Annotated in this window: 26 protein-coding genes and 1 pseudogene; 16 read left to right on the top strand and 11 right to left on the bottom strand. The window is 71.1% G+C overall.

Annotated elements, in window-relative coordinates; genetic code table 11:
• Positions 1-57 precede the first annotated feature (57 nt).
• Positions 58-801: pseudogene (locus ABCR83_RS21880) on the top strand (Tn3 family transposase); the annotation flags it as partial.
• Positions 802-993: 192 nt separating this feature from the next.
• Here the strand turns inward: ABCR83_RS21880 and ABCR83_RS21875 are convergent.
• On the bottom strand, positions 994-1,548 hold the full coding sequence (locus ABCR83_RS21875) for a hypothetical protein (protein WP_462696806.1): 555 nt from the start codon (positions 1,546-1,548) through the stop codon (positions 994-996).
• Here ABCR83_RS21875 and ABCR83_RS21870 point away from each other — a divergent pair.
• Positions 1,512-1,727, top strand: a complete 216-nt coding sequence (locus tag ABCR83_RS21870; RefSeq protein ID WP_462696815.1) for a hypothetical protein — start codon at positions 1,512-1,514, stop codon at positions 1,725-1,727. The two genes, ABCR83_RS21875 and ABCR83_RS21870, sit on opposite strands and share 37 nt — an antisense overlap.
• A gap of 112 nt (positions 1,728-1,839) precedes the next feature.
• On the opposite strand, the gene ABCR83_RS21865 is transcribed toward ABCR83_RS21870, so the two are convergent.
• Entirely contained in the window at positions 1,840-2,634 is a 795-nt protein-coding gene (locus ABCR83_RS21865; protein ID WP_462696805.1) for a nucleotidyltransferase domain-containing protein, read from the bottom strand.
• A 215-nt stretch (positions 2,635-2,849) separates the two neighbouring features.
• Here ABCR83_RS21865 and ABCR83_RS21860 point away from each other — a divergent pair, with 215 nt between their 5' ends.
• The 4 genes from ABCR83_RS21860 to ABCR83_RS21845 all read left to right on the top strand — a co-directional run bounded on the left by ABCR83_RS21860 (position 2,850) and on the right by ABCR83_RS21845 (position 5,420).
• Positions 2,850-3,935 (top strand): recombinase family protein, encoded by a 1,086-nt coding sequence (locus ABCR83_RS21860; protein WP_462696804.1) that lies wholly within the window; start codon positions 2,850-2,852, stop codon positions 3,933-3,935.
• Between the two features lie 153 nt (positions 3,936-4,088).
• The gene (locus ABCR83_RS21855; RefSeq protein ID WP_462696803.1) at positions 4,089-4,535 is read left to right on the top strand and encodes an SRPBCC domain-containing protein; all 447 of its coding nucleotides are present in this window, start codon (positions 4,089-4,091) and stop codon (positions 4,533-4,535) included.
• A complete protein-coding gene (locus tag ABCR83_RS21850) occupies positions 4,532-4,924 on the top strand; it encodes an ArsR/SmtB family transcription factor (RefSeq protein ID WP_462696802.1) in 393 nt (130 codons plus the stop codon). Before ABCR83_RS21855 ends, ABCR83_RS21850 begins: the two co-directional genes overlap by 4 nt.
• A 22-nt stretch (positions 4,925-4,946) precedes the next feature.
• Positions 4,947-5,420: an SRPBCC family protein gene (locus ABCR83_RS21845; RefSeq protein ID WP_462696801.1), complete on the top strand. Its 474-nt coding sequence runs from the start codon at positions 4,947-4,949 to the stop codon at positions 5,418-5,420.
• Here ABCR83_RS21845 and ABCR83_RS21840 read toward each other — a convergent pair.
• On the bottom strand, positions 5,389-5,691 hold the full coding sequence (locus ABCR83_RS21840; protein WP_462696799.1) for a hypothetical protein: 303 nt from the start codon (positions 5,689-5,691) through the stop codon (positions 5,389-5,391). The two genes, ABCR83_RS21845 and ABCR83_RS21840, sit on opposite strands and share 32 nt — an antisense overlap.
• Before the next feature lie 60 nt (positions 5,692-5,751).
• Between ABCR83_RS21840 and ABCR83_RS21835 the strand changes: the two genes are divergently transcribed.
• Positions 5,752-5,943, top strand: coding sequence for a hypothetical protein (locus tag ABCR83_RS21835; protein WP_462696798.1), 192 nt, complete (start codon positions 5,752-5,754; stop codon positions 5,941-5,943).
• Between the two features lie 359 nt (positions 5,944-6,302).
• Here ABCR83_RS21835 and ABCR83_RS21830 read toward each other — a convergent pair whose 3' ends face one another.
• From ABCR83_RS21830 to ABCR83_RS21820, 3 genes are read right to left on the bottom strand one after another with little or no spacing between them, the layout of a single operon-like run.
• Complete coding sequence (locus ABCR83_RS21830) at positions 6,303-6,752, bottom strand: pyridoxamine 5'-phosphate oxidase family protein (protein ID WP_462696797.1); 450 nt, start codon at positions 6,750-6,752, stop codon at positions 6,303-6,305.
• Entirely contained in the window at positions 6,749-8,470 is a 1,722-nt protein-coding gene (locus tag ABCR83_RS21825) for a SulP family inorganic anion transporter (protein ID WP_462696813.1), read from the bottom strand. Before ABCR83_RS21825 ends, ABCR83_RS21830 begins: the two co-directional genes overlap by 4 nt.
• A gap of 5 nt (positions 8,471-8,475) precedes the next feature.
• Positions 8,476-8,817 carry an ArsR/SmtB family transcription factor gene (locus ABCR83_RS21820; RefSeq protein ID WP_462696812.1) on the bottom strand — a complete coding sequence of 114 codons (342 nt, stop codon included), beginning with the start codon at positions 8,815-8,817 and terminating at the stop codon, positions 8,476-8,478.
• Positions 8,818-8,972: 155 nt separating this feature from the next.
• Between ABCR83_RS21820 and ABCR83_RS21815 the strand changes: the two genes are divergently transcribed.
• From ABCR83_RS21815 to dhaK, 3 genes are all read left to right on the top strand, one after another.
• Positions 8,973-9,326 (top strand): zinc ribbon domain-containing protein YjdM, encoded by a 354-nt coding sequence (locus tag ABCR83_RS21815; protein WP_462696796.1) that lies wholly within the window; start codon positions 8,973-8,975, stop codon positions 9,324-9,326.
• Positions 9,327-9,392: 66 nt separating this feature from the next.
• Positions 9,393-9,953 (top strand): cation efflux transmembrane domain-containing protein, encoded by a 561-nt coding sequence (locus ABCR83_RS21810; RefSeq protein WP_462696795.1) that lies wholly within the window; start codon positions 9,393-9,395, stop codon positions 9,951-9,953.
• A gap of 150 nt (positions 9,954-10,103) precedes the next feature.
• Positions 10,104-11,096, top strand: a complete 993-nt coding sequence (gene dhaK, locus ABCR83_RS21805) for a dihydroxyacetone kinase subunit DhaK (RefSeq protein ID WP_462696794.1) — start codon at positions 10,104-10,106, stop codon at positions 11,094-11,096.
• A gap of 29 nt (positions 11,097-11,125) precedes the next feature.
• On the opposite strand, the gene ABCR83_RS21800 is transcribed toward dhaK, so the two are convergent.
• The 4 genes from ABCR83_RS21800 to ABCR83_RS21785 all read right to left on the bottom strand — a co-directional run bounded on the left by ABCR83_RS21800 (position 11,126) and on the right by ABCR83_RS21785 (position 15,997).
• The gene (locus tag ABCR83_RS21800; protein ID WP_462696793.1) at positions 11,126-12,544 is read right to left on the bottom strand and encodes an NADP-dependent succinic semialdehyde dehydrogenase; all 1,419 of its coding nucleotides are present in this window, start codon (positions 12,542-12,544) and stop codon (positions 11,126-11,128) included.
• A gap of 76 nt (positions 12,545-12,620) precedes the next feature.
• The gene (locus ABCR83_RS21795) at positions 12,621-14,015 is read right to left on the bottom strand and encodes an MFS transporter (protein WP_462696792.1); all 1,395 of its coding nucleotides are present in this window, start codon (positions 14,013-14,015) and stop codon (positions 12,621-12,623) included.
• 509 nt (positions 14,016-14,524) lie between these two features.
• Positions 14,525-15,145, bottom strand: coding sequence for a hypothetical protein (locus tag ABCR83_RS21790; protein ID WP_462696791.1), 621 nt, complete (start codon positions 15,143-15,145; stop codon positions 14,525-14,527).
• A gap of 63 nt (positions 15,146-15,208) precedes the next feature.
• On the bottom strand, positions 15,209-15,997 hold the full coding sequence (locus tag ABCR83_RS21785; RefSeq protein ID WP_462696790.1) for a glutamate racemase: 789 nt from the start codon (positions 15,995-15,997) through the stop codon (positions 15,209-15,211).
• Between the two features lie 124 nt (positions 15,998-16,121).
• Between ABCR83_RS21785 and ABCR83_RS21780 the strand changes: the two genes are divergently transcribed.
• Positions 16,122-17,282 carry a glycosyltransferase gene (locus ABCR83_RS21780; protein WP_462696811.1) on the top strand — a complete coding sequence of 387 codons (1,161 nt, stop codon included), beginning with the start codon at positions 16,122-16,124 and terminating at the stop codon, positions 17,280-17,282.
• A gap of 3 nt (positions 17,283-17,285) precedes the next feature.
• Here the strand turns inward: ABCR83_RS21780 and ABCR83_RS21775 are convergent, their stop codons facing one another.
• Positions 17,286-18,572 carry a TerD family protein gene (locus ABCR83_RS21775; RefSeq protein WP_462696810.1) on the bottom strand — a complete coding sequence of 429 codons (1,287 nt, stop codon included), beginning with the start codon at positions 18,570-18,572 and terminating at the stop codon, positions 17,286-17,288.
• A 191-nt stretch (positions 18,573-18,763) separates the two neighbouring features.
• Between ABCR83_RS21775 and ABCR83_RS21770 the strand changes: the two genes are divergently transcribed.
• The 5 genes from ABCR83_RS21770 (at position 18,764) to ABCR83_RS21750 (ending at position 24,415) form a co-directional block, all read left to right on the top strand.
• Positions 18,764-19,255, top strand: a complete 492-nt coding sequence (locus tag ABCR83_RS21770) for a DUF6643 family protein (RefSeq protein WP_462696789.1) — start codon at positions 18,764-18,766, stop codon at positions 19,253-19,255.
• A 59-nt stretch (positions 19,256-19,314) separates the two neighbouring features.
• Entirely contained in the window at positions 19,315-20,148 is an 834-nt protein-coding gene (locus tag ABCR83_RS21765; RefSeq protein ID WP_462696788.1) for an MOSC domain-containing protein, read from the top strand.
• A gap of 160 nt (positions 20,149-20,308) precedes the next feature.
• Entirely contained in the window at positions 20,309-20,923 is a 615-nt protein-coding gene (locus ABCR83_RS21760; RefSeq protein ID WP_462696786.1) for an Rv1733c family protein, read from the top strand.
• Positions 20,924-21,034: 111 nt separating this feature from the next.
• Complete coding sequence (locus ABCR83_RS21755) at positions 21,035-23,467, top strand: right-handed parallel beta-helix repeat-containing protein (RefSeq protein WP_462696785.1); 2,433 nt, start codon at positions 21,035-21,037, stop codon at positions 23,465-23,467.
• Positions 23,468-23,566: 99 nt separating this feature from the next.
• Positions 23,567-24,415: a DeoR/GlpR family DNA-binding transcription regulator gene (locus ABCR83_RS21750; protein WP_462696784.1), complete on the top strand. Its 849-nt coding sequence runs from the start codon at positions 23,567-23,569 to the stop codon at positions 24,413-24,415.
• The last annotated feature ends 50 nt before the right edge of the window (positions 24,416-24,465 follow it).

Below are 24,465 nucleotides of genomic sequence, written 5' to 3'. Positions count from 1 at the left end.
CCTCGAAGACCCCACCGACACACTGGAGGAGAGCCGCCTTGACTTGTCCACATAAACTCGGACATGGTGTTCAGCCTGTTCAAGATCCTGGGCTACAACTTCTCCCCGCGGTTCAAGGACCTGGACGACCAGCGGTTCTGGCGGGCGGAGATGGACGGGATCGCCACTGGCGGCTACGGACCGCTGGAGGCCCTCGCGCGCAACAACAAGGTGAACCTGAAGAAGGTGACCACCCACTGGGAGGACATGCTGCGCGTCGCGGGCTCCCTGGTCACCAACCAGGTGCGCGCCTATGACCTGCTGCGGATGTTCGGCCGCGAGGGCCGGCCCACTCCGCTGGGGCAGGCGTTCGCCGAGTACGGGCGCATCGCCAAGACCCTGCACCTGCTCCAGGTCGTCGACCCGGTCGATGACACCTACCGGCGGCAGATGGGCAAGCAGCTGTCCGTCCAGGAATCCCGCCACACCCTCGCCCGGGACATCTGCCACGGCAAACGCGGCACCATCCACCAGGCATACCGGGACGGTATGGAAGACCAGCTGGGCTCGCTGGGCCTGGTACTGAACGCCGTGGTGCTGTGGACGACGAAATACATCGACGCCGCGGTCGCCCAGCTGCGCGCCGAGGGCCACGAGATCAGCGATGAGGACGTCGCCCGCCTGTCCCCGCTGAAGTTCAAGAACCTCAACGTCCTGGGCCGCTACAGCTTCACCCCCTCCACCCCGCGCCAGGGCCTGCGCCCCCTGCGCGACCCGGACGCCGCCGAGCTCGACGATGACGACGACGGCGCCGAGGAGTGAGGCGGGCAGAGGTCGGATCGGGGGATGCGGGCGGCCGTTCGCGGGCCCGGCTCGTTGGGCAGGGGGACGAAGGGCGCCCGCTGGGGGTGTCCGTGTGAGCGAGGGGCACCGACCTGGGGAAACACTGCCTTCCCGGACCACCCAACCGACCTCGTCACCCTGTGCGGGTGCCCCGACATCGGACTTGATCATCTAGCCCCAACGAACACTCGCGCCGATGACGGAGGCGACGTCCGGGGGCGACAAGCGGGTGGTGTCGACGGTGAGGTCTGCGATGTCGGCCCGGTCGAGGATCTCGTGGAGCCGGCCGGCGCGTTCCAGGTGCCAGGGCAGGGACTCGGGGTCGCTGTCGGTCTCATGGCGGCGCTTGAGCCGATCGTGCACGACAGGAAGGTCCGCCGTCAGGCGGCACACTGTCAGCGGCATGCCGAGGGCGGCCCGGTAGCGGTCGCGCTCGACCGCGGTCTCCGCCACCCCGGCCAGGACGAACCGCTCAATTCCGGCGTCGAGGTAGTTGGCGGTCAGAGCGCGCAGGTTGCGCAGCAGGAGGGCGAAGTTGAACGGATCGCCCTCGGGGGCGGGCCATGACTGGCACAAGCGGTCCAGATCCATCACCGCGTGCGGCACACCGGCATCGGAGAGAAAGTCGCCGAACAGGTCGGCGGCCAATGTCTTGCCGACGCCGACGGTGCCGGTAATCAGCAGCGCCTGTGGCCCCGCCCCGTCCGGATGGCCGTACTGGTTCATTCCCGCTCTCTCTACTTTCTTCCGTCGAGGACGTCGCCCGCCTGTCCCCGCTGAAGTTCAAGAACCTCAACGTCCTGGGCCGCTACAGCTTCACCCCCTCCACCCCGACCCAGGGCCTGCGCCCGCTGCGCAACCCCGACGCTCCCGAGCTCGACGACGAAGACGGCGCCGGGGACTGAACCGCCGGGCAGCTCAGCCTGCGTGAACCGCCTCCGTTCCGGTCAGGAGGAACGAAGTTGCGAGCCACTGCACGTCGGTCGTGCTCTGGTGGAGGTGGTGCCCGCTGCCAGGTCAGCGGCCGTGATCGATGACGTCGTGGAGGTACTGCACGGCGAGCTTCTCGGCATTGCGGTGCCGTTCAACGACCGCTGCGTCAGCATCGGACCATCGGCGGTAGAGATCTACAGTGGCGAGGAGCGCCTGTCCGGCCTCGTGGCGGTCGTAGCCGCACAGCGTCGCCTGAAGGTCGCGTGCCTCGTCGGGCGCGATGGACTCCAAGTGGCGCACACCGCGGGAAGGCGCACCCACCCGTCGGGCGGCCAGTGGGCCGAGCACGCTGTCACGCAGGTAGGCGAGGAAGCCGATGGTCTCGAACAGCTCCCCGCGGCCGAGCTTCGTCGCGCCGTAGTGCACCCAGACCCAGAACCGGTCCTCGATCCATTGGAGGTCGAACGCCGGATTGGCCGGCGGCTGCTGGGCGAGGGCACCCGTCAGCTGGCCGTCGCGGTCCCACAGGATCTCCGGGTCCTCGATCCGCTCGGCAAAATCGGAAGCCCGCACGAACTTGAAGTCCACGTGCAGGAGAGGCGGCCCGACGAGCGTGATGATCACACGCGGCTCGCCGACATGCTCCCCGGTGAACCCGGCTACCAGGGAAGCCCAGGAACCGATCAGTGCGAGCCGCTCCCGCATGACCGCCTCGTACGCCTCGTCATCGATGGCCAGGATCAGGTCCACATCCGAGTAGACATCGGGGCGGCCACCCACGAACGACCCGGTGATCGCCACACCGGCCACACGCGCATCCTTTTGGATCCGGGGCAGTACGTCGCTGAGGAACTGGCTGTGCAGGGAGGGGACGTCCATCTGCTTTCCTTCCAGTCGGAGCAAAGCAGATCAAAGTAACACTTAGGCGGGCGAGAATCGCAACCCAAATTTCTCACAAACGGTCCTTTGTCCGAGCAAGATCAAAGACGGCGCTCCGGCGATCGCGAACCGGCGGTTCGGTTCGCAAAACTCGTTCTCACTCAAAGATGAGTTCGGGGTACTTCTGAGAATCGTTTGTGACAGCATTCGGTGCCATGACGGTCCCCCAAGAGGCTTCCCCGAGCGACGCGGACGACGTCGAGTGCCACCCCTGCCCGCGCTGCCGGGCCGAGCCCGGCTCGCCGTGCCGCTCGCGCTCCGGCGCGGTCGCCGGCACCTACCACACCGGCCGGTTCACCAAGGTGCCCCGGCTCGCCAAGCTCCTGCGGGTGCCGACCCCCGCCGACCGCGGGCCCGGCCAGCCGTGGCGCCCCGGCACCCCGGTCCCGCTCGCTCTCGCGCCGGACACCCCGACCGCTGACATCCGCATCGGGTACGCACGGTGCTCGACGGTCACCCAGGAACTCCAGTCGCAGCTCGACGCGCTGGCCAAGCACGGCATCGAGCGCGACAAGGTGTTCTCCGAGAAGATCAGCACCCGCGTACGCGTACGCCCGCAGTTCGAGGCCGCGCTCGCGCTGGCCCGCCAGATCAAGGCCCACGCCCCGCACTGCCGCGTCATCTTCACCGTCTACGAGATGAAGCGCCTCGGCCGCGACGCCGCCGAACTCACCGCGCTTGCCGACCACCTCACCGCCCACGGCCTGGTCCTGGAGATGCTCGCCGGGCCGCTGCCCGGGATGTACGACCCGAGCGGGCCGGGCCGCCTCCTGTTCGCGTTCTTCGCCGCGATGGCGGAGACCGAGCGGGAGAACATCCGGGAGTCGACCCTCGAAGGACTCGACGCTGCGGCCCGCAAGGGCAAGCACGGCGGACGACCGCCCGTCATCACCGACGACATGCTGCACACCGTGCTCCGGCGCCGGGCGAACGGCGAATCGGTCGAGCAGATCCAACCCGACCTGATCATCCCCACCGGCAAGCGCAAGGGCCAGGCCCCCAGCGTCGCGAGCATCTACCGCGCGCTCGCCGAGCACGAGAAGACCGAGGCGTACCCCGAGGCCGTCGCTCAGGCGCACGCCGACTTCGCCGACCTCCAGGACGTCGACGACATCCCTCGCCCCCGCCGGGTCCGTATCCGACGCCCTGACGACCCGCTGGCAGCCGACGAAGCCGACCTCCGCCAGCGACTCCAGACCCAGCCTCACCCGCACGCGGAGACCGCCACCCAGGGGCCATGATCGTTCTCGGCGCCAACCGCTGTACCGATGTCCCAAGCTCGGTTGACAGTGGGGCAGAGGGCCCGATCTAGATGCAACCCTCAGGTTGCACCCGCCGACATTAGGTGCAACTCTGGAGTTGCACCTAATGTCGGCGGTGAAAGGAGTCCCCTCATGAGCGAGGACCGGATCGAACGCGAAACCCTGATCGAGGCGTCCCTGGAGCGGGTCTGGTCGCTGGTGGCCGAGCCCGGGTTCTGGGTGGCCGACAAGGCGAGCCTGCCCGGCACCGTGGCCAGGGAAGGCGAGACGATGGTGGCGAAACACCCGGAGTACGGCGACTACCCGGTGCGCGTGGAGAAGGTCGAACCGCCGACCTACCTGGCCTACCGCTGGGCCAGTGCATTCCCGGGAGAAGAACTGCGCGAGGACAACAGCACCCTCGTGGAGTTCATGCTGACACCGGAAGACGGCAGGACACGGCTGCGCGTGGTCGAGAGCGGCTTCGCGGCACTGGCCGGGTCCGAGGAGCTGCGCGGCAGGGCGGTCAAGGACAACACCGGCGGCTGGCGCCAGGAACTCGACGCGCTCAAGACGCGCGCCGAGCAGCCCTCCGCGTGAGCGACGAACCCCGCGGCGCCGCCGAGGCGGTCGACACTGTGCTCGTCGCGCTGGCCGACCCGACCCGACGCCGGCTGCTCGAACTGCTCGCCGCCCAGGGCGAGGCCACCGCGACGACGCTCGCCGAACACCTTCCCGTCTCGCGTCAGGCCGTGGTCAAACACCTCGCCGTCCTGGACACGGCCGGGCTGGTGACCGGCGGCCGCATCGGGCGCGAGGTGCGCTACGCGGTGCGGCCGGCGGCGCTCGATGCGACGGCGCGATGGATGGCCTCGCTCGCCGCCGACTGGGACCGGCGCCTGGCACACATCAAGCACATCGCCGAGGCAGCTGAGCGGGACGCGCAAGCCGACCAGACGAGCCGTAACGGATCACGCCGACCGGCGTGACCCCGCAGAGAGGAGCATGATCATGCCTATGGAGAAGCGACACCTCACACACGCCCCTGCCGCATACGCCTGCATGCTGGTACGCAGGCCCGCAGCAGAGGCGTTCCAGGCCTTCGCCGATCCGGCCGTCACATCCCGGTTCTGGTACAGCAAGAGCAGCGGGCCCATGGTCACGGGGGCCGAGGTGCGCTGGGAGTGGGAGACCTACGGGGCATCGGCCGACGTCCGCGTCCAGGAGGTGCGGGAGGGACGTCTGATCCGGTTCGAGTGGGGCAACTACGAGCAGCCGACCACGGTCGAGCTGAAGTTCACCCCGCACACGGAACAGGTCACCTTCGTCGAGGCCACCGAGACCGGCTTCCAGGGCTCGGGAGACGACACCGTCCGCTGGGTGAACGACACCGTCGGCGGCTTCACCACCGCGCTCTGCGCGATGAAGGCCCTACTCGAACACGACATCGAACTCAACGCTGTCCCAGATCACCACCCAGTCTGACCACCCTCCCGATGGTCGCTTCCGATGAGGCCGCGGCGCCGCCGAACTCACGGTGCTCGCCGACCATCTCACCGCCCACGGCCTGATCCTGGAGATGCTCGCCGGGCCCCGCTACGACCGCCATCGGCGCGGCGCCGCTGCTGTTCGCGTTCTTCGCCGCGATGGCGTAGACCGAGCGGGAGAACATCCGCGAATCGACGCTGGAGAGCCTCCACATCGCGGCCCGCAAGGGCAAGCACGGCGACCGGCCGCCGGTCATCACCGACAACATGCTGCACACCGTGCTGCGGCGCCGCGCGGGCGGCGAGTCCGTCGAGCAGATCCCGACCTGATGATCCCCACCGGAAAACGCAAAGGTCTCAGCCCGAGCGTCGCCAGCATCTACCGGGCCCTCGCCGAACGCGAGAAGACCCAGGCGTACCCCGAAGCCACCGAGGCGGCCCGCACCGACTTCGCCGCACTCCAGAACGCCGACGCCCCCCGACCCCGCCCGGACGCCACAACGCTCAGCTCACGACCATGATCAAGTGCTTAGCGTTAATGGCTGTACCGATGTTCCCCAAGCCCGGCCCTCGCCAGGCGCAAGCTCCGCAACAAGATCCACGACCAGCTCACCATCGCGATCAGCCAGCTCAACCAGCTCGGCTACACCGTTGCCCTCAACCCGATCGAGAACGCGGCCTGAACCACCAGGGCCGGACACCCGGCGACCACTACGGCCACCGGGCACCCAACCCTGCCCACCCCCACCCTGAACTGCTGCTATTTACGCGTCAGATGGGCAGAGTGATCCAGATGTTCTTGCCGCCGCCGTCGGCGTCCGGTACGAGGGCGCACGCGGGCAGGTCAGCACGTGCCGGTGCGGCAGACTGGCGAGCTGCTTCACCGGGCCCGCGGCTTCCGCGCACCACCGGTGTTCTGGCCGGTGTCGGTGGGGTGGCCGAAGCGGTAGCCGTGCACGGTGCGGGGGTGGATGCGCAGCAGTGCGTCGTGGGGGCCGTGGGCCCAGCCGGGCAGGGTGCGCCGGTAGTGGGCGGCCTCGTCGGGGGCTGTGATGAGTTCGGCCGGGCCGGTTGCGGTCACGGCCCAGCCGGTACCGGTGTTGGGGTGGAGGTAGTCGCAGTGGTAGGTGACCCTGGCCGAGAATGCGGCGCTCGGGGCGGGAGCACGGACGATCAGGCGCCCGTACTCCAGGACGTGACTGGCGGGCCGTACGGCAATCGCGTCGCGCTGCTCGTAGAGCATCCGGCCCTGGGAGGCGCCGCCGAGCAGGTACAGGGCTTCCTCGCCGGAAACATCGACCATGCGTCGGGGTGCGGGAGAGGCGGTCATCGGGCGGACTCCTCGGCGGGAACGGCGCTCTTCTGCGCGGGGACGGGCAGCACTCCGGCGCACTGCAAGTGGGCTCGGGCGGCGGCGATGGCTTCGGGCGTGGTGGCGTACTCGCGGCCTTCGGCCCGCAACAGGTCCAGTGCACCGGTGGAGTCGAGGACTTGGCGCTGGCACGGGCGTATGCCGGAGATCATCACGATGATGCCGCGGCGGTGCAGCCTGGTCACCGCGTCCTTCAGGACGAGGGCTCCGGTGGCGTCCATGGTGGTCACGCGGGACATGCGCAGGATGACCACCCGCGCGTCGGCGACCTCGGAGAGCTCCAGCAGGAAGCGGTGAGCGGCGGCGAAGAACAGCGGCCCGTCGATCCGGTACGCCACGATGTGCTCGGCCAGCAGTGCATGCTCTTCAGCACTGTGGTCGCCGGGCAGGTCCGCGTTGATGGGGACTTGATTCAGGCGGGCCTGCTTGGCCACGGCCCGAAGCGCGAGCGCGCCCGCGACAGCCAGGCCGATGAGGACCGCGTAGACCAGGTCCAGGGCCAAGGTAGCGGCGGCGGTCAGAACCAGGACGAGCGCGTCGGAGCGGGTAGCGCGAGCCATCGCACGCAGACTGCCGACCTCGACCATCCGGATCGCGGTCGCGATCAACACGCCGGCAAGCGCGGCCAACGGGATGTGCGAGACGAGCGGGGCTGCCGCGAAGACGATGACCGCGAGCACCGCGGCATGGGTCAGGGAGGCCAGCCGGGAACCTGCTCCGGTACGGACGTTGACGGCCGTGCGGGCTATCGCACCGGTCGCGGGGACGCCGCCGAAGAGCGGAGCGGCGATATTGGCCAGGCCCTGGCCGAACAGCTCCCGGTCCGGGTCGTGCTTCTGCCCCACTGTCATCCCATCCGCCACCGACGCGGACAGCAGCGACTCCAGCGCAGCCAGGGCCGCCACCGCGACCGCCGGAGCGAGCAGCGAGCCGAGTGCGCCCGGGTCGAGGAAGGCCAGGGAGGGCGCGGGCAGTCCGGCGGGCAGGTCGCCGATCGGTCGGGCCGCGTCCAGGTGGCAGACCTGGGCCACGACCGTCGCGGCGATCACGGCGAGGATCGAGAACGGAATCGTCGGCCGCCAGCGGGCACCGACGAGCATGATCGCGGCTACTCCTGCCGCAAGTGCGACGGCCGTCCAGTTCGGCGCCTTGGCGAACGCCTCAATGGCCCGCCAGGTCACCACCAGGACCTTGTCGCCCTCCGGCTTGGGCACCCCCAGGGCGCCCGGCACCTGCTGGAGACCGATCACGCCGGCGATGCCGAGCGTGAAGCCCTCCACCACGGGGGCCGGAACGTACTGCATGTACCGCCCGGCACGGGCGAGCGCGAGTGCGATGAGCATCAGACCGGCGATCAGCCCGACGGTCAGGACTCCGCCGGGACCGTACTGGGCGACGATCGGCACGAGCACCACGGTCATCGCACCGGTCGGCCCGGAGACCTGGAGGTTCGAGCCGCCGAATATCGCGGCCAGCGCACCGGCGACGACAGCGGTGGCCAGCCCGGCCTCGGCGCCAAGGCCGGAGGAGACGCCGAAACCCAGCGCGAGCGGCAGGGCCACGATCGCCACGGTCAGGCCCGCCAGCAGATCACGCTTCGGATCACGGCGCGCCGCCGTGAGGTCCTCGCGACCGGGCAGCAGGGAACGCACCCGGGACCACGCCCGGAGAGCCATGGTGCTCACTTGGCGCCGACCTCGGCTTCCCGCAGCTCCTCCAGGAGCGCGTTCTGCCCGTTGAGCATGTGCGTGAGGATCCGCCGGGCGGCGCGCATCAGCTCGGCCACGTCACCGCCGGCGAGTTCGTAGACGACCGTGGAGCCGGTGCGAGTGGACGTGACGATCCCCGAACGGCGCAGCACCGCCAGCTGCTGGGAGAGCGCGGACGGCTCGATCTGCATTGCGGCCAGCAGGTCGCGCACCGGAGTGGGCTCGTCCTGGAGCAGCTCCAGCACCCGGATGCGGACCGGATGCCCGAGCATCCGGAAGAACTCGGCCTTCGCCTGATACAGCGGAACCGGCACGAAACCCTCAGCCTCTCGCCTCATTGGGCCTCCTCTTGGAGGCCACGTCTGGTGCTGTGCCTGTGGCTACCTGCAGGCACGGCCAAACCATCATGTAGGGAATTGCAAACTTTCGCAATTTGCCATCCCTGCAGCACTCGGGTCACACTGCCCCGGTGACCGAGAACCTGCCGCCGTGCCCCGAATGCTCCAGCACGTACACCTACGAGACGGGTGCGCTCCTGGCCTGCCCCGAATGTGCCCACGAGTGGACGCCCGCGTCCGCCGAGGCCACGGGCGGCACCGAGGACGGGACCATCAGGGATGCGGTCGGCAACGTGCTCGCCGACGGTGACACGGTCACGGTGGTCAAGACCTTGAAGGTCAAGGGCAGCCCGACCGGCATCAAGCCCGGCACCAAGGTCCGCAACATCCGCCTCGTGGATGGCGTGGACGGCCACGACATCGACTGCAAGATCGACGGATTCGGCTCCATGCAGCTCAAGTCCAGCGTGGTCAAGAAGGCCTGACCCCATACTTCGGCGCTCACAGCCGCGCAACCGTTCCGCCGTCGTGATACCGACCTCACCAGCCCGGTGAAGTCCGGCATCGCGACGGCGGTTCCTGCGCTGCCTGCGACAGGAGACGGCCAGAGAGAATCGGGGCGTGATAGCTGCGAACTGTCCGGCACCGGCGAAGCCCGCCGACGACGCGCCCTGCTGCTGATCGGCATCGGGTTCACGGCGCTCGCCGTCTACCTGCTGGTGCAGTCCACCTGGGTACTGGCCGCCGGCTTTCACCCGCATCACTCGCCGCTGGGCATCGGCTGGACCACGGTCACCGCCGTCGTGATGTTCACCCTCGCCGCAGGCAAGACCCGAACCGGCGCCGCCCTGGACAACCCGGTGCTCCAGGCCGAGGGCCGTGTCACGCTGATCGACGGCCTGCCGGCCACCGCGGTGCTGCTCGGTCCGGCCCTCAACACTGCCGTCGGCTGGTGGTGGGCCGACCCGGCCGCAGGGTACGTCGGCTCGCGGCCCATGCGGGCAGGGTGCCTGCGCAGCCGACAACAGGGCCTGTCAGCCCTCCCGCATCCACCTCCGGTCTCGATACTGTTCCCTGGACCGGCAACGCAGCAGAGGAGACCTGACGGCTAGTCAGGGAAATCGGCATTCAGCCGGCATCAGACCCGCCAGAGGTCGCCACAGACCGCCGGAACCCGCCAAGGTCAACTACCGTCCACATCGCCGCTGACCTGTGCAAACGCAGGTCAGCAGCCTGCCCGCCCATCACCCGAGGAGCCCCGCATGAAGATGCTGATCAACGTGCCCGAGTCCGTCGTTCCCGATGCGCTGCGCGGAATGGCCGCCGCCCACCCCGAGCTGACCGTCGATGTGGATCGGCGCATCATCACCCGCCGGGATGCGCCGGTCGCGGGGAAGGTGGCGCTGGTCTCGGGCGGCGGGTCGGGGCACGAGCCGCTGCACGGCGGATTCGTGGGGCCCGGGATGCTGGACGCGGCCTGCCCCGGGGAGGTGTTCACCTCGCCGGTGCCGGATCAGATGGTGCGGGCGGCGGCGTCCGTGGACAGCGGCCGGGGTGTGCTGCTCATCGTGAAGAACTACACGGGCGATGTGCTGAACTTCAATATGGCGGCGGAGCTCGCCGAGGACGAGGGCATCCAGGTCGCCAGCGTGCTCGTCAACGACGACGTCGCGGTGACCGACAGCCTGTTCACGGCCGGGCGGCGCGGCACGGGTGCCACCCTCTTTGTACAGAAGATCGCGGGCGCGGCGGCCGAGGAGGGTGCCCCGCTGGAGCGCGTGGAGTCGGTCGCCCGGCGGGTGAACGAGTCCTCGCGCAGCTTCGGGGTCGCCCTGACGGCCTGTACGACACCCGCCAAGGGCAGCCCCACCTTCGATCTCCCGCCCGGCGAGCTGGAGTTGGGGGTCGGCATTCACGGCGAACCCGGCCGGGAGCGCCGCGCGATGATGACGTCCGGTGAGATCGCGGACTTCGCGGTGCACGCGGTGCTGGAGGATCTCCGGCCGAGCGGCCCGGTGCTGGTGCTGGTCAACGGCGCCGGTGCGACACCGCTGTTGGAGCTGTACGGCTTCAATGCCGAGGTGCACCGGGTGCTGCGCGAGCGTGGGGTGCCGGTCGCCAGGACGCTGGTGGGCGACTATGTCACCTCCCTCGACATGGCGGGAGCCTCGGTGACGCTGTGTCAGGTCGATGACGAGATGCTGCGGCTGTGGGACGCGCCGGTGCAGACTCCCGGGCTCCGCTGGGGCCGCTGACCGGTTCGCCCGGGCGCCCGGCGTGCGGGTCACGCCCTGCCGTCGGGCTCGGCCCCGTGCCAGACCGTGGTGATGTTGCAGAACTCGCGGATGCCGTGCCCGGACAGTTCGCGCCCGTATCCCGAGCGCTTGACGCCACCGAAGGGGAAGGCCGGGTGGGAGGCCGTCATGCCGTTGAAGAAGACGCCGCCGGCCTCCATGTCCCGTACGAAGCGGCGCTGTTCGGCCTCGTCCCGGGTCCATACGTTGGAACTCAGCCCGAACGGTGAGTCGTTCGCGATCCGTACCGCCTCGTCGAGGTCCCGGGCCCGATAGACCGTGGCGACGGGGCCGAACGCCTCCTCGTGGTGGATGCGCATCTCGGGGGTGACCCCGGTGAGGACCGTGGGCTCATAGAACCAGCCCCTGGTCAGCTCCTGGGGTGCGCTGGGCCGCCGCCCGCCGCACAGCGCCGTCGCGCCCCGGTGCAGGGCGTCGTCGACCAGGGCCTCCAGATCGGCCCGGCCCTGCTCGGTGGCGAGCGGGCCGACGTCGGTGCCGTCGGCCATGGGGTCGCCGACGGTCAGTCCGGCCATCAGGGCCGTGAAGCGCTCGGTGAAGGTGTCATGAACGTCGGTGTGCACGATGAACCGCTTGGCCGCGATGCACGATTGCCCGTTGTTCTGCACCCGCGCGGTCACGGCGACCCGCACCGCGCGGCCGATGTCGGCCGAGGGCAGCACCACGAAGGGGTCGCTGCCGCCCAGTTCCAGGACCGTCTTCTTGACCTCGTCGCCCGCGATGGCGGCGACGGAACGCCCGGCCAGCTCGCTGCCGGTGAGCGTGGCGGCGGCCACCCTGCGGTCGCGCAGGACGGACTCGACGGCGCCGGATCCCATGAGCAGGGTCTGGAAGCAGCCCTCGGGATAGCCGGCCCGGCGGAAGAGGTCCTCCAGGTAGAGCGCGGTCTGCGGGACATTGGAGGCGTGCTTGAGCAGGCCCACGTTGCCGGCCATCAGGGCGGGCGCCGCGAAGCGGATGACCTGCCAGAGCGGGAAGTTCCAGGGCATGACGGCGAGGATCGCACCCAGTGGCCGGTAGTGGACCCGGGCGCGGACGGCCCCGGCGTCCCGTACCTCGGCGTCGGACGGGCGCTCGTCGGCCAGCAGGTGCTCGGCGTTGGCGGCGTACCAGCGCATCGCCTTGACGCACTTGGCCGCCTCGGCGCGAGCGGCGGCCAGCGGCTTGCCCATCTCCGTGGTCATGGTCCGGGCGATGTCGTCCCGGTCGTCCTCCAGCAGGCCCGCCGCCCCGCCCAGCAGCCGTGCCCGTTCGGCGAAGTCCGTGGTGCGGTGGTGGCGGAAGGCCGCCTCGGCGGTGGCCAGGCGCCGCTCGATCTCCTCGGGGCCCAGAGCGTCGAAGGTCTTGAGGGTTTCGCCGGTGGCGGGGTTCACCGTCGCGATGGGCATGGGTGTCCTTCCTCGGGCTGGTACCTCGACCTTGCGGCGCGCCGCGCGGCCGCGCAAGACGGGCGTGCGTCAGCGCTCAGCGGGGTGGCTGGTCCATGTCGTCGGTGGCCCGGGCGGGCCCGGGCAGCCGGGCCGCGTCCCAGGAGCCCACGGCATCGGCCGTCGGATTCCCCTGGGCCTCGGCGGTGGTGGCCGGCACGCCCGGCGAGATCACCGTGCCCTCCACGACGGGCACGGCGGGCCGGTCCGGCAGGGTCCGGGTGCGGTACATCACTGCCACGGCCATCGCGGAGGACAGTCCGAAGGCCACGCAGCACACCCAGGGCAGCCAGGACAGGCCTGCCTGCTTCCCGACGTCCATGGACCAGCCGACCACCGCGTTGCCGCCGGCCGCCGTCAGCCCCGCGAACACGTAGAACAACCCGAAGTAGGTGCCCGCGAGCGACTCGCGCCCGAACCGGGGGATCATCTCCAGCACCGCCGGGTGGGCGACCATCGTCCCGAAGTAGAGCAGCAGCGAACCGACGATCATGACCAGTATCCGGGGCACGACCTCCCCCATGCCCCTCGGTGGTGCCGCATCGCAGATCAGCAGCGGCGGCACAAAGCCGAACCCCATGACGACCAGCCCGGCGCCGACCCAACGGGGGCCGCCACCGTGCCGTTCCAGTGCCCGGGTGATGGGGAGCTGGAACAGATTGGCCACCGCCCCGGTCCCCAGCAGCACTCCGGCCGCACCGTCCCAGCCCGATGCCTGCCGGGCGCCGTCGGGGAGCAGCAGGCAGAGCTGGTTCTCCACCGTGAACATGCCGGTCGTGGCGAAGGAGAACAGCAGGAACCGGCGATTGCCGAAGACCTCCAGCCAGTCTCCGAGGACGCTGCCCCGGCAGCCGGTGACGGCCGGGCGTTCGGGGAGCACCATCGCCTGACCGACCGTCAACAGACCGAAGAGCCCGGCCGCCGCGACGGCGCAGATGCGGAAGTCGGTCAGGAAGAGGACGCTGCCCAGCACCAGTCCGATCAGCGAGCCGATGGTGGCATAGACGTTGAGCAGCGCGAACGCCTCGGCCCTGCGGTTGCCCGCCTCCAGGGCAACATAGGCCCGCGCGGACGGATAGAACAGGCCCGCGGCCAGCCCGTTGAGCACGGACGCGCCCAGGACCACCGGCAGGGCGTTGCCGAAGGCGAAGAGCGCGAAGCCCAGGGTGCGCAGGGCGCACCCGGCGATGATGACCGTGCGTGGTCCCAGCCGGTCGGCCGCGGAGCCGCCGAGCAGGAACAGTCCCTGCTGGCTGAGGTTACGCACTCCGAGCACCAGGCCGACGATTGCCTCGGACATTCCGAGTTCCTGTCCCAGATATGCCGCAAGAAAAGGCACAAGGATATAGAACCCGATGTCGATCCCAAACTGATTGACCAATAGCAGTCGCAATGCGAGCGGAAACTCGCGGGTCACCCGAAAAGCTTTCATGCGCGTCCCTGCATTCATCTCGAACGGGCAGGAAGACCACCCTGAGTCGAGTGGGCGTGACACGCCCAGCGGGTTTGACAGTGCGCAAAGCGATGGGGACGTTGGCCGGACTGACCTCGTACTTCTCCCCAATCAAGACCTGATCAAGGGGGCGGGTCGGGCTGACTTCCGGCTCGTCAGATCGCTCTCCCCGGTACGGGAACAGCCGCACTCACTGACTTGAGCGAGTGGTCGATCATATGCTTTTGCGGTGCATCCTCAACGACTCCCGACTGCGCTCGGAAGAATACGCGACAGACACTTTAGCAAAGCAATCCGATTCCGGATAGAGCGGGTACGCGAGCAGTTCACGTGACGGCACCGGGATCGGGCCGAAATTGTTCCGCTCTTTTCTTCGAGCGCTGGAACCTCCGTACTGAGAACTGGTCTCCGACCGCCGGAGCCACGGCGCGAGCCGACGCACGCAAAAGGGGGGCACGCAATACGGCGCGTGCCCCCTGCGGGGAGAGTCAGGCGGCCGCCGGACGCCCGCCGACCAGGCGGAGCCGGTCCCTGATCACTCGCACGGCGGCCTCCGCGTCGTCCACGGTGACCGTGTACGTACGACCGTCGCCGAGCCGCACCACAAAGCCCTCGCCGCGCCGCACGATGACGGCCGTGCCCTTCTCCGGGCGCCACCGGTAACCCCAGCCGCCCCACTGGCGGGGGTTGACGCGCGGCGCGAAGTCGGCGCCGACCACATGGGCGAGCGGGATCCGGGTGCGGGGCAGCCCTATGTGGCCGCAGCGGATCTCCAGGGTGTCCTTGTCCACCCGGACGGCCACATGGACGAAGGCAAGGGTGCCGAAGAGCATCAGCAGCCCGGCCGCGACGCAGCCGACGACCGACATCAGCAAGGGGACGAGTCCGGGGGTCCAGGCGCTGTCGACGGCCAGCTCGATGCCCAGTGCCAGGCATGCGGCGCCCGCCGCGGCCAGCAGCCACTGCACCCGGTTGGTGGCGCGTCCCGTCCAGACGACGGGCTCGGCGCCGTCGTCCTGGGGGTGGCGGCCGGCCCCGGCCGGGCGGGATGCGTCGTCGGGGCTCTGCGCGCCCTCATGACCCTGCGGGGCCTTTGGGTGGTCCCTCATACGGGCAGCGTACTCACCTTCCGCCCGTCAGGCAGGGGGTGCGGGCGAGCCCGCACGGAGCGGTCAGGCGTGTGCGGCGGCGACGGCGGCGAGCGTGCGACCCTCGGGGTAGCTCAGCGAAGCCGCGTCCAGGGCCGCCTCCCGGCCGCTGAGCAGCACGGTGAGCCGGCCCAGGGGTTCGGCGCCGGGGTCGGCGGAGGCACCGATGCGGCGCAGGGTCTGCGCGGCGATGGCCCCGGCGGACCCGTGCAGCGCCACCGGCGGAGCGGAGGCGGGCTGGACCGCGGCGCGGATGCGCTCGGCGACGAGCTCATAGTGGGTGCAGCCCAGGACGACGGCCCGCACCCCGCCCGGCGTACGGGCGGCCGCGGCCGCCACCGCGGCGTCGACGGCCGGCCCGTCGGCCCGCTCCACGGCGTCGGCGAGGCCGGGGCAGGGCACCTCGGTCACCTCGGCACCGGCGGCGAAGTCACGGATCAGAGCGCGCTGGTAGGGGCTGCCGGTGGTGGCGGGCGTGGCCCAGATAGCGACCGGGCCGCCGCCGGCCGCGGCGGGCTTGATCGCGGGCACGGTGCCGATGACGGGCAGCGCGGGTTCCAGCTCGGCCCGGATGGTGGCCAGGGCGTGCACCGAGGCGGTGTTGCAGGCGATGATCAGCGCGTCCGGGCGATGCCCGGCGGCGGCGCGGGCGCAGGCCAGGGCACGCTCGGTGAGGTCCTCGGGAGTGTGCGCCCCCCAGGGCATGCCGTCGGGGTCGGTGGAGAGGACCAGATCGGCATCCGGTCGCAGCCGGTGCACGGCGGCCGCGGTCGCCAGGAGTCCGATGCCCGAGTCCATAAGCGCGATCTTCATCCGGTCACTTTAATCGATGGCGCGGAACCGGCCCGGGGGCCCTGTGACACGGTGCACGCCACATCGGCCGCCGATTCGCCGCGTGGCCTCCCCCCGTTGGGGCAGACTTCGCCGGGTGAACGCGCTGACCTGGATCTCCTTCGGTTCCCTGGCCGCGTGGGGGTGGCTGCTGCTCGGGCAGGGCTTCTTCTGGCGTACGGACGTACGGCTGCCGGAGCGCATCCCGCCCGACGAGTGGCCTTCGGTGGCGATCGTGGTACCCGCCCGGGACGAGGCCGCGGTGCTGCCGCGGAGCCTGCCGTCGCTGCTCGCCCAGGAGTATCCGGGGCGGGCCGAGATCTTCCTCGTCGACGACGGCAGCACGGACGGTACGGGGGCACTGGCCCGCGAGCTGGCGGCCGGGCGCGGCGGACTCCCGCTGACCGTGGACTCGCCCGGCGAGCCCGGTCCCGGCTGGACGGGCAAGCTGTGGGCGGTGCGGCACGGCATGGCGCTCGCGCGGGCTCGTACGGACGCCGAGTATCTGCTGCTGACGGACGCGGACATCGCGCACGAACCCGGCAGCCTGCGGGAGTTGGTGTCGGCGGCCCGGTCGGGCGGACTGGACCTGGTGTCGCAGATGGCGCGGCTGAGGGTGGCGACCTGCTGGGAGAAGCTGATCGTTCCGGCATTCGTCTACTTCTTCGCCCAGCTGTACCCCTTCCGCTGGGTCAACCGGCCGGGCGCGCGCACGGCGGCGGCGGCCGGTGGATGTGTGCTGCTGCGCCGTGCGGCGGCGGAGCGGGCCGGGATCCCGGACAGCATCCGACAGGCGGTGATCGACGATGTGACGCTGGCGCGCACCGTGCAGCGCGCCGGTGGCCGGATCTGGCTGGGGCTCGCGGAGCGGGTGGACAGTGTGCGGCCGTATCCGGGGCTCGGGGAGCTCTGGCGGATGATCTCCCGCAGCGCCTATGCGCAGCTGCGGCACAACCCGTTGCTGCTGGCCGGGACGGTGGCCGGGCTGGCGGTGGTGTATCTCGCGCCGCCGGTGGCGCTGGTGGCGGGGGCGCTCGCCGGAGCCACCGCGCCCCTGGTGGCCGGGGGTGTCGCCTGGGCGGTGATGACCGCGACATACGTCCCGATGCTGCGTTACTACCGCCAGCCGCTGTGGCTCGCGCCGCTGTTGCCCTGCACCGCGGTGCTGTATCTGCTGATGACCGTGGATTCGGCGGTCCAGCACTACCGGGGCCGGGGCGCGGCCTGGAAGGGGCGGACGTACTCCCGCCCCGAGGCCGCGCCCTGATGCTCACTTGCGCCCGGGCGTCCAGTTCATGCCCCAGCCGTAGGCGTGGTCCAGGGTGCGCTGCATGCTCACTCCGCGGTCCGGCACCAGATAGCGGGCCTCGCGCTGGACGACGAGCTCTCCGCCGTTGTTGGTGATGAGCGCGAGCGCGCAGACATTCGACGGCACGGTGCACTCGTCGAGCGAGAAGTCGATGGGCGCGCCGTACTGCGGATGGAGGGTGACGGTCGCGTGCAGCCCCGCGAAGTCGGCGGCGCCCTCGTAGATCGTCACAAACACCAGGATGCGCCGGAACGCGCTGGTGTGGTCCAGGTTGACCGTCAGGTTCTCGCCGCTTTCCACCGCACCGGTGCGGTCGTCGCCGTCGAGCTGGATGTACGGCGGGCGGTGGACCGCGCCGAAGGAATTGCCGAGCGCCTGCACCACGCCCTTGGTGCCGTCACTGAGTTCGTACAGCGCACCGAGGTCGAGGTCCAGTGGTGACTGGGCCGCCATGGCCTTGCCGAGCCGCCGGGCCCAGCCACCCTTCTCCGGCTGCTGCCGCAGCTGCCAGTTGAGGTTGACCCGCAGGGTGCCCGAGGTGCCGCCCTGCTTGGTGAGGGAGACGGCCGGCGCTTCCTTGGTGAGCGTGACCTTGGTCAGGCGCACCGGCTGCGGGGCCGCGGGAGCAGCGGCCGGAGCGGCCACCTGGGGCACGGGCGGCTGCATCGCGGGCGCCGGGGGCGTGGGCGGCTGTGCCGCCGGTGCGGGCTGCGGTTCCCCGGCGGGCTCCTCGACCGAGATGCCGAAGTCGGTCGCCAGCCCCGCGAGCCCTCTGTCGTAACCCTGGCCCACGGCACGGAACTTCCACTCCCCCTGCCGCCGGTAGAGCTCGCCGAGCACGAACGCGGTCTCCACGGTCGCGTCCTGGCTGTCGAACCGTGCCAGCTCCGCGCCGCCCGCGGCATCGAGGACCCGGATGTGCAGACCGGGCACCTGGCCGAAGCTGCCGCCGTCGGCGGAGGCGGCGAGCACCACGGTCTCGATCTCCGGCTCGACGGCGGCGAGATCCACGGCGAGGGAGTCGGCCAGGGTCTCGCCGGCGGGCGTCTTGCCCTCGTGGCGCACCGCGCCGGAGGCGTGTATCGCCTGGTTGTAGAAGACGAAGTCGGCGTCCGAGCGGACCCTGCCGCCGGTCAGCAGCAGTGCCGAGGCATCGACGTCCGGAACACCGGGCCCGGCGCGCCAGCCCAGTTCTATCCGCACCGCCGGTGCCGGAATGCGGACGTTGGTGCCCTTGAGCATCCCCATGTTCTCTGCCACCCCTATGGAATGAGCTCCTGCGGAGCCCTGTTGAGCCGGTCTTTACACCTTCCCAACGTCGCCGAGTCGCTCTTTTCTCCGCGTTCGCCCGGTTTTTTCATCCCCGGCCGCCCGGGCCCCCCAATCAACCCCGGTACCTGACTCCCCAACCGGCACACGGTGGGCTTACCTTATGGGCTATGACCTCCCCCCGCAGTGCCTACGGCAGCGGTTACTACACCGCGTCGTCGTTCCCGGACACTCCCATTTACGACAGCCTCGTCGCCGAGCGGGGCACTCCCCAGATCGCGCCCATCCGGGTGTCGGCTCCGTATGACACCGGCAGCCAGCTGCCGGCACTGCCCGCGCTGCCCTCGGGCCCCATGGCATCGGGTCCCCCCGGCTACCAGGCCCCGCCGCCGCAGGCCGGCTATGTCCCGCAGCCCCAGCAGTACGGGCACCCGGGCGCCGCGGCGCAGCCCGCGGGACTGCAGCAGACGCCCGCTCCGTACATTCCGCAGCAGGCCGCGGCACCACGCGGCTATCCGGGCCCGCAGCAGTACCAGCAGCGTCCGGCCGCCGGACCGGGCCCGTCGGGTTACGAGGCGATGCGCCCCGTCGCCCCGCGTCCGGCGCCCGCACCGTACGAGGACCCGTACGGCCGTCAGCATCCGCAGCAGGGAGGCTACTGACCGGGGCTGCGAGGTGGCCGGGGGCCTCAATTGTCGGACCCTGCTGGCAGGATGACCCCATGTCCGACCCTGTGCTGAAGGCGATCCATTGCTATCCGGTCAAGTCGATGACGGGGTGTGCACCCGGCGAGGCGGCCGTAGAGCCGTGGGGTCTCGCCGGGGACCGGAGGTGGATGCTGATCGACGCGGACGGCCGGGCCATCACCCAACGGCAGCTGCCCCGGCTCGCGTTGGCCTCGGCACGGCCGTCGCCGAGCGGCGGGGTCCGGCTCACTGCCCCGGGGGCCGAGCCGGTGGAGGTCGCCGTGCCCGTGCTGGAGCGGCCGGGCGGCATGGTCGTCGTGGAGCTGTTCCGGGACAAGATCGAGGCGGTGCCCGCGGGGGACGCCGCCGATGGCTGGGTGAGCGCCTTCCTCGGGGTGGAGGCCAGGCTGGTGCACCTGGACCGGCCGGAGTACCGGCGCGCGGTCGATCCCCGGTACTCGCGTCCGGGCGAGACGGTGAGCTTCGCCGACGGCTATCCCCTGCTGCTCACCACCGTGGCTTCCCTCAAGGCACTCAACTCGCTGATATCCGAGGGCGATCGGGCCGGGGAGGGGCCGCTGCCGATGAACCGGTTCCGGCCGAACGCGGTGGTGGACGGCACCGCCCCCTGGGCCGAGGACGACTGGCGGCGGGTGCGGATCGGCGAGGTGGCCTTCCGGGTCGTCAAGCCCTGCGCCCGCTGTGTGATCACCACCACCGACCAGTCGACGGCCGAGCGGGGCAAGGAGCCGCTGCGCACCCTCGCCAGGCACCGTCGCCAGGAGGTCGGGCTCGTTTTCGGCCAGAACCTCATACCGGAGCACCGGGGAGTGCTGCGCGTCGGCGACCGTGTCGAGGTCCTCGACTGATCCGCCGCCGCGCGCAGCGTCCGTCGAGGTCGCCGACGGCCCGCGTCAACGCACTGCCCCGGCCCGCAGTCACCAGGGGTGATTTCGCCCGCTCGCCCGTCTGCTCCGGCATGCGCCGCCCCAGGTGCGGTAATGACGGACGCGTAGGGGGGTGAGCATCGTGCGCGCGACTCCTTCGGTACGGCGTTTCGGCCGGCGCCGGATGCGCAATCCGCTGCGTCGGCCGGGCGATGTCCTCGAGGCCTGGCTGGGGCCGGTCGCGGTGGTGCTGATGCTGCTGGCCGGGCCGGCCGTCGGCTGGACGGCGGGCTCGCTCGCGCATGACGCGCTGCGGCACTCGATCCGGGAGCAGCACCGCCACCGGCATCTGGTGAGTGCCACCACGCTGCGGTCGCTGCCGGGCCGGGCCACCGGGACCGGCCACGAGCCCACCGCCGGGCGCGAGGGGTACCACCGGGTGATCGCCCGCTGGCAGAACCCGGACGGTACGCACCACACCGGTGTGGTGCCGCTGCGCAGCGCCGGGGATCCGGGGCGGCGGTTCCCGCTGTGGACCGACGACCGGGGGCGGGTGGCGAGCCGGCCCATGGACGGCGCCACGGCCTCCGTGCATGCGGTGCTGGCGGGGATCGGGGCGGCCGCCATGACGGCGGGCGGGGTGCAGGCGGTGCGGCGGCTGGTGGTCTGGCGGCTGACGCGCCGGCGGTACGCCCGCTGGGACCGTGCCTGGGAGCGGGCCGCGCACACCTGGGGCCGGGCGGATGCGGGGAGCTGACCGGTCAACTCCCGTGTCCCGCGCACGCTACGGTGGAGCGGCCGGGACTCGAGTGCCGGCCGGTTCTCGGGACCGGAGGACGCAGGCACGGGGTGGGGGCGCAGCAGCACCATGGCACAGGGCTCGGTCCAGGTGACGCACACCGGCACGTCGCGGTGGCGGCGGCGCACCGGAGAGTACGACTCCCTCGCGGCGGCCCTGGAGGCGGCTGCCGACGGGGATGTGCTGTCCATCGCTCCGGGGACCTACCGGGAGAACCTGGTCCTGTCCCGTACCGTCACGCTGCGGGGCGCCGACGGCTCGCGCGGCTCGGTGCGGATCGCGCCGACCGAGGGGGTCGCGCTGACCGTGCGGGCGTCGGCCGCGGTGCTGGATCTGCATGTGGAGGGTCATGACGCGGCCGCGCCCGCGCTGTTGGTCGAGCAGGGGGCGCCCGAGCTGGCCGGGCTGCGGGTGGTGACGCGCTCCGCGGCGGGCATCGAGGTGCGCGGCGGCGCGCGTCCGACCGTGCGCAACTGCACCGTTGACAATCTGGCGGGCGTCGGCATCAGTGTGCTGGACGGTGCGGGTGGTGTCTTCGAGGACTGCGAGGTGGTCGCGGCGGGCCAGTCCGGTGTCGCCGTGCGGGGTGGTGCCCAGCCCCGGCTGGAGCGCTGCCGGGTCCATCACGCCCGTGGGGCCGGTCTGTCGGTGACCGGCGAGGGCAGCACCCTGGAGGCGGTCGGCTGCGAGGTGTACGAGATCAAGGGGGCCGGGGTGCAGGTGGCGTCGCGCGCCGCCGGGCGGCTCTCCGACTGCCGGGTGCACCGGGTGGCCGCCGACGGGGTGACCCTCGACAACGAGGCCGTGCTGACGCTGGCGGACTGCGACATCCACGATGTGCCGGAGAACGCGGTCGACCTGCGGGCGCGCTCCGTGCTGACGATGACGCGCTCGACCGTGCGCCGATTCGGGCGCAATGGTCTGTCGGTGTGGGATCCGGGCACCCGGGCGGAGGCCGTCCAGAGCGAAATCCACGACAGTACGGGCGATTATCCGGCGGTGTGGGTGAGCGACGGCGCGACCGCGGCCCTCTCCTCCTGCCGGGTGCACGATGTGCCGGACGCGCTGTTCGTCCTGGACCGCGGCTCCTCCGCGGAGGTCGCGGACAGCGACCTCTCGCGGGTCCGGGGCACGGCCGTGTCGGTGAGCGGCGGGGCCACCGCGCGGCTGGACGACTGCCGGATCCGGGAGGCGACGACCGGCGCCTGGTTTCGTGACCACGGCAGCGGCGGGACGCTGGCGGGCTGTGTCATCGACGCCACGGCGACCGGTGTCATCGTCACCAAGGGCGCCGACCCCACTTTCGAACGCTGTGTGGTGAGTTCGCCGCTGGAGGCGGGCTTCTATGTGTCGGCGGAGGGCCGGGGCACTTTCCGCGGCTGCCGGGTGACCGGCAGCGGCGGCTATGGCTTCCATGTGATCGACGGATGCCGCGCGACCCTGACCGGGTGCCGTACGGAGCGGTGCGCGCGCGGTGGTTACGAGTTCGCGGACGGGGGCACCGGCCACGCCGAGGACGGCGGGGGGCCGGTCTGCGAGGGCTGTACGAGCGACGAGGCCCCGGCCTCCGCCATGCGGTCCGGGGTCGCGGTGACCGCGGTGGAGACGGCCGACCGCGGACCGGGGGCGCCGGAGGGCGTACCGCGGCCGCGCTCCGCTCCGGCCGTCGGCCCCGCCGCCGAGGAGGCGGTGCGCGCTCCGGCCTCCGTGCTCGGCGAACTCGACGCGCTGGTAGGCCTGGAGAGCGTCAAGCGCGAGGTCCGTGCCCTCACCGACATGATCGAGGTGGGGCGCCGCCGTCGGGAGGCCGGCCTCAAGGCCGCCTCGGTGCGCCGGCACCTGGTCTTCACCGGTTCCCCCGGCACCGGCAAGACCACCGTGGCCCGCCTCTACGGGGAGATCCTCGCCTCCCTGGGGGTGCTGGAGCGCGGTCACCTGGTGGAGGTGTCCCGGGTGGATCTGGTGGGCGAGCACATCGGTTCCACCGCCATCCGCACCCAGGAGGCGTTCGACCGGGCCCGCGGCGGGGTGCTCTTCATCGACGAGGCATACGCCCTGGCCCCGGAGGACTCGGGGCGGGACTTCGGGCGCGAGGCCATCGACACCCTGGTGAAGCTGATGGAGGACCACCGGGATGCGGTGGTGGTGATCGTCGCCGGTTACACGGCCGAGATGGAACGCTTTCTGACGGTCAACCCCGGTGTGGCATCCCGTTTTTCACGCACGATCACCTTTGGCGACTATGCGCCGCAGGAGCTGCTGCGCATCGTGGAACAGCAGGCGGAGGAGCACGAGTACCGGATCGGGGCGGGCGCGGGCGAGGCGCTGCTCGAGTACTTCACGGTCCTCCCCAAGGGTCCCGCGTTCGGCAACGGCCGTACGGCCCGGCAGACCTTCGAGGCGATGGTCGAGCGGCACGCGGGGCGGGTGGCACAGCTGTCGCACCCGAGCACCGACGACCTGACGCTGTTGTACGCGGAGGATCTGCCCGGGCCGGAGTGAGGCGGGGCCGCCGCATCCGGGAGGAGAGAAGCCCCGGCGCTGTCACAGGGGCGTGCGAGGATGAACGGACAGCGGCCGAGGGGAAGGGAACGGGCCCGGGTGAGCGACAACCAGAATCTCCTGGCGGAGCAGCGGCGCGCCCTGATCCTCGATGAGGTCAGACGGCGCGGAGGGGTGCGGGTCAATGAGCTGACGCGGCGGCTCAATGTGTCGGATATGACGGTCCGTCGTGATCTGGACGCACTGGCCCGGCAAGGGGTGGTGGAGAAGGTGCACGGCGGTGCGGTGCCGGTGGCGGAGGCGACCGCGCACGAGCCCGGCTTCGAGGTGAAGGCGACCCTGGAGCTCAGCGCCAAGGAGGACATCGCACAGGCGGCGGCAGAGCTGGCGGCGCCGGGCAGCGCCATCGCCCTGGCGGGCGGCACGACGGTGTTCGCCCTGGCCAAGAAGCTGGTGGAGATCCCGGATCTGACGGTGGTGACCAACTCGGTCCGCGTCGCCGAGGTGTTCCACGGCGCCCGCCGCCCGGTGACGGCCGCCGGCTCCACACCACCGTGGCCGGGCCCGGCCACGGTGGTCCTGACGGGCGGCATACGCACACCGTCGGACACACTGGTCGGCCCGGTCGCGGACGCCGCCGTTCGCTCGCTGCACTTCGATGTGCTGTTCATCGGGGTGCACGGCATATCGGCCGAGGCGGGGCTGTCCACGCCCAACCTCGCGGAGGCCGAGACCAACCGGCACTTCGTGCGCGCGGCCCGGCGCGTGGTGGTACTGGCGGATCACACCAAGTGGGGGACGGTGGGCCTGAGTTCATTCGCCTCGCTGGACGAGGTGGACACCCTGGTGACGGACCGGGAGCTGCCGGCCGTGGCACGCGCGGAGCTCGCCGAGCGGCTGCCCCACCTGGTGGTGGCGGAGGGTTGCGGGGACACCACGGGCCGCTGAAGACATCCGGCGGCGCGCGGGCTAAGGTGTCCGGGCCCGGTCGACCAGCC

Source organism: Streptomyces xingningensis (assembly GCF_054957865.1).
The sequence above is the reverse complement of the archived record's forward strand: the minus strand, read 5'-3'. Positions and strand labels throughout refer to the sequence as shown.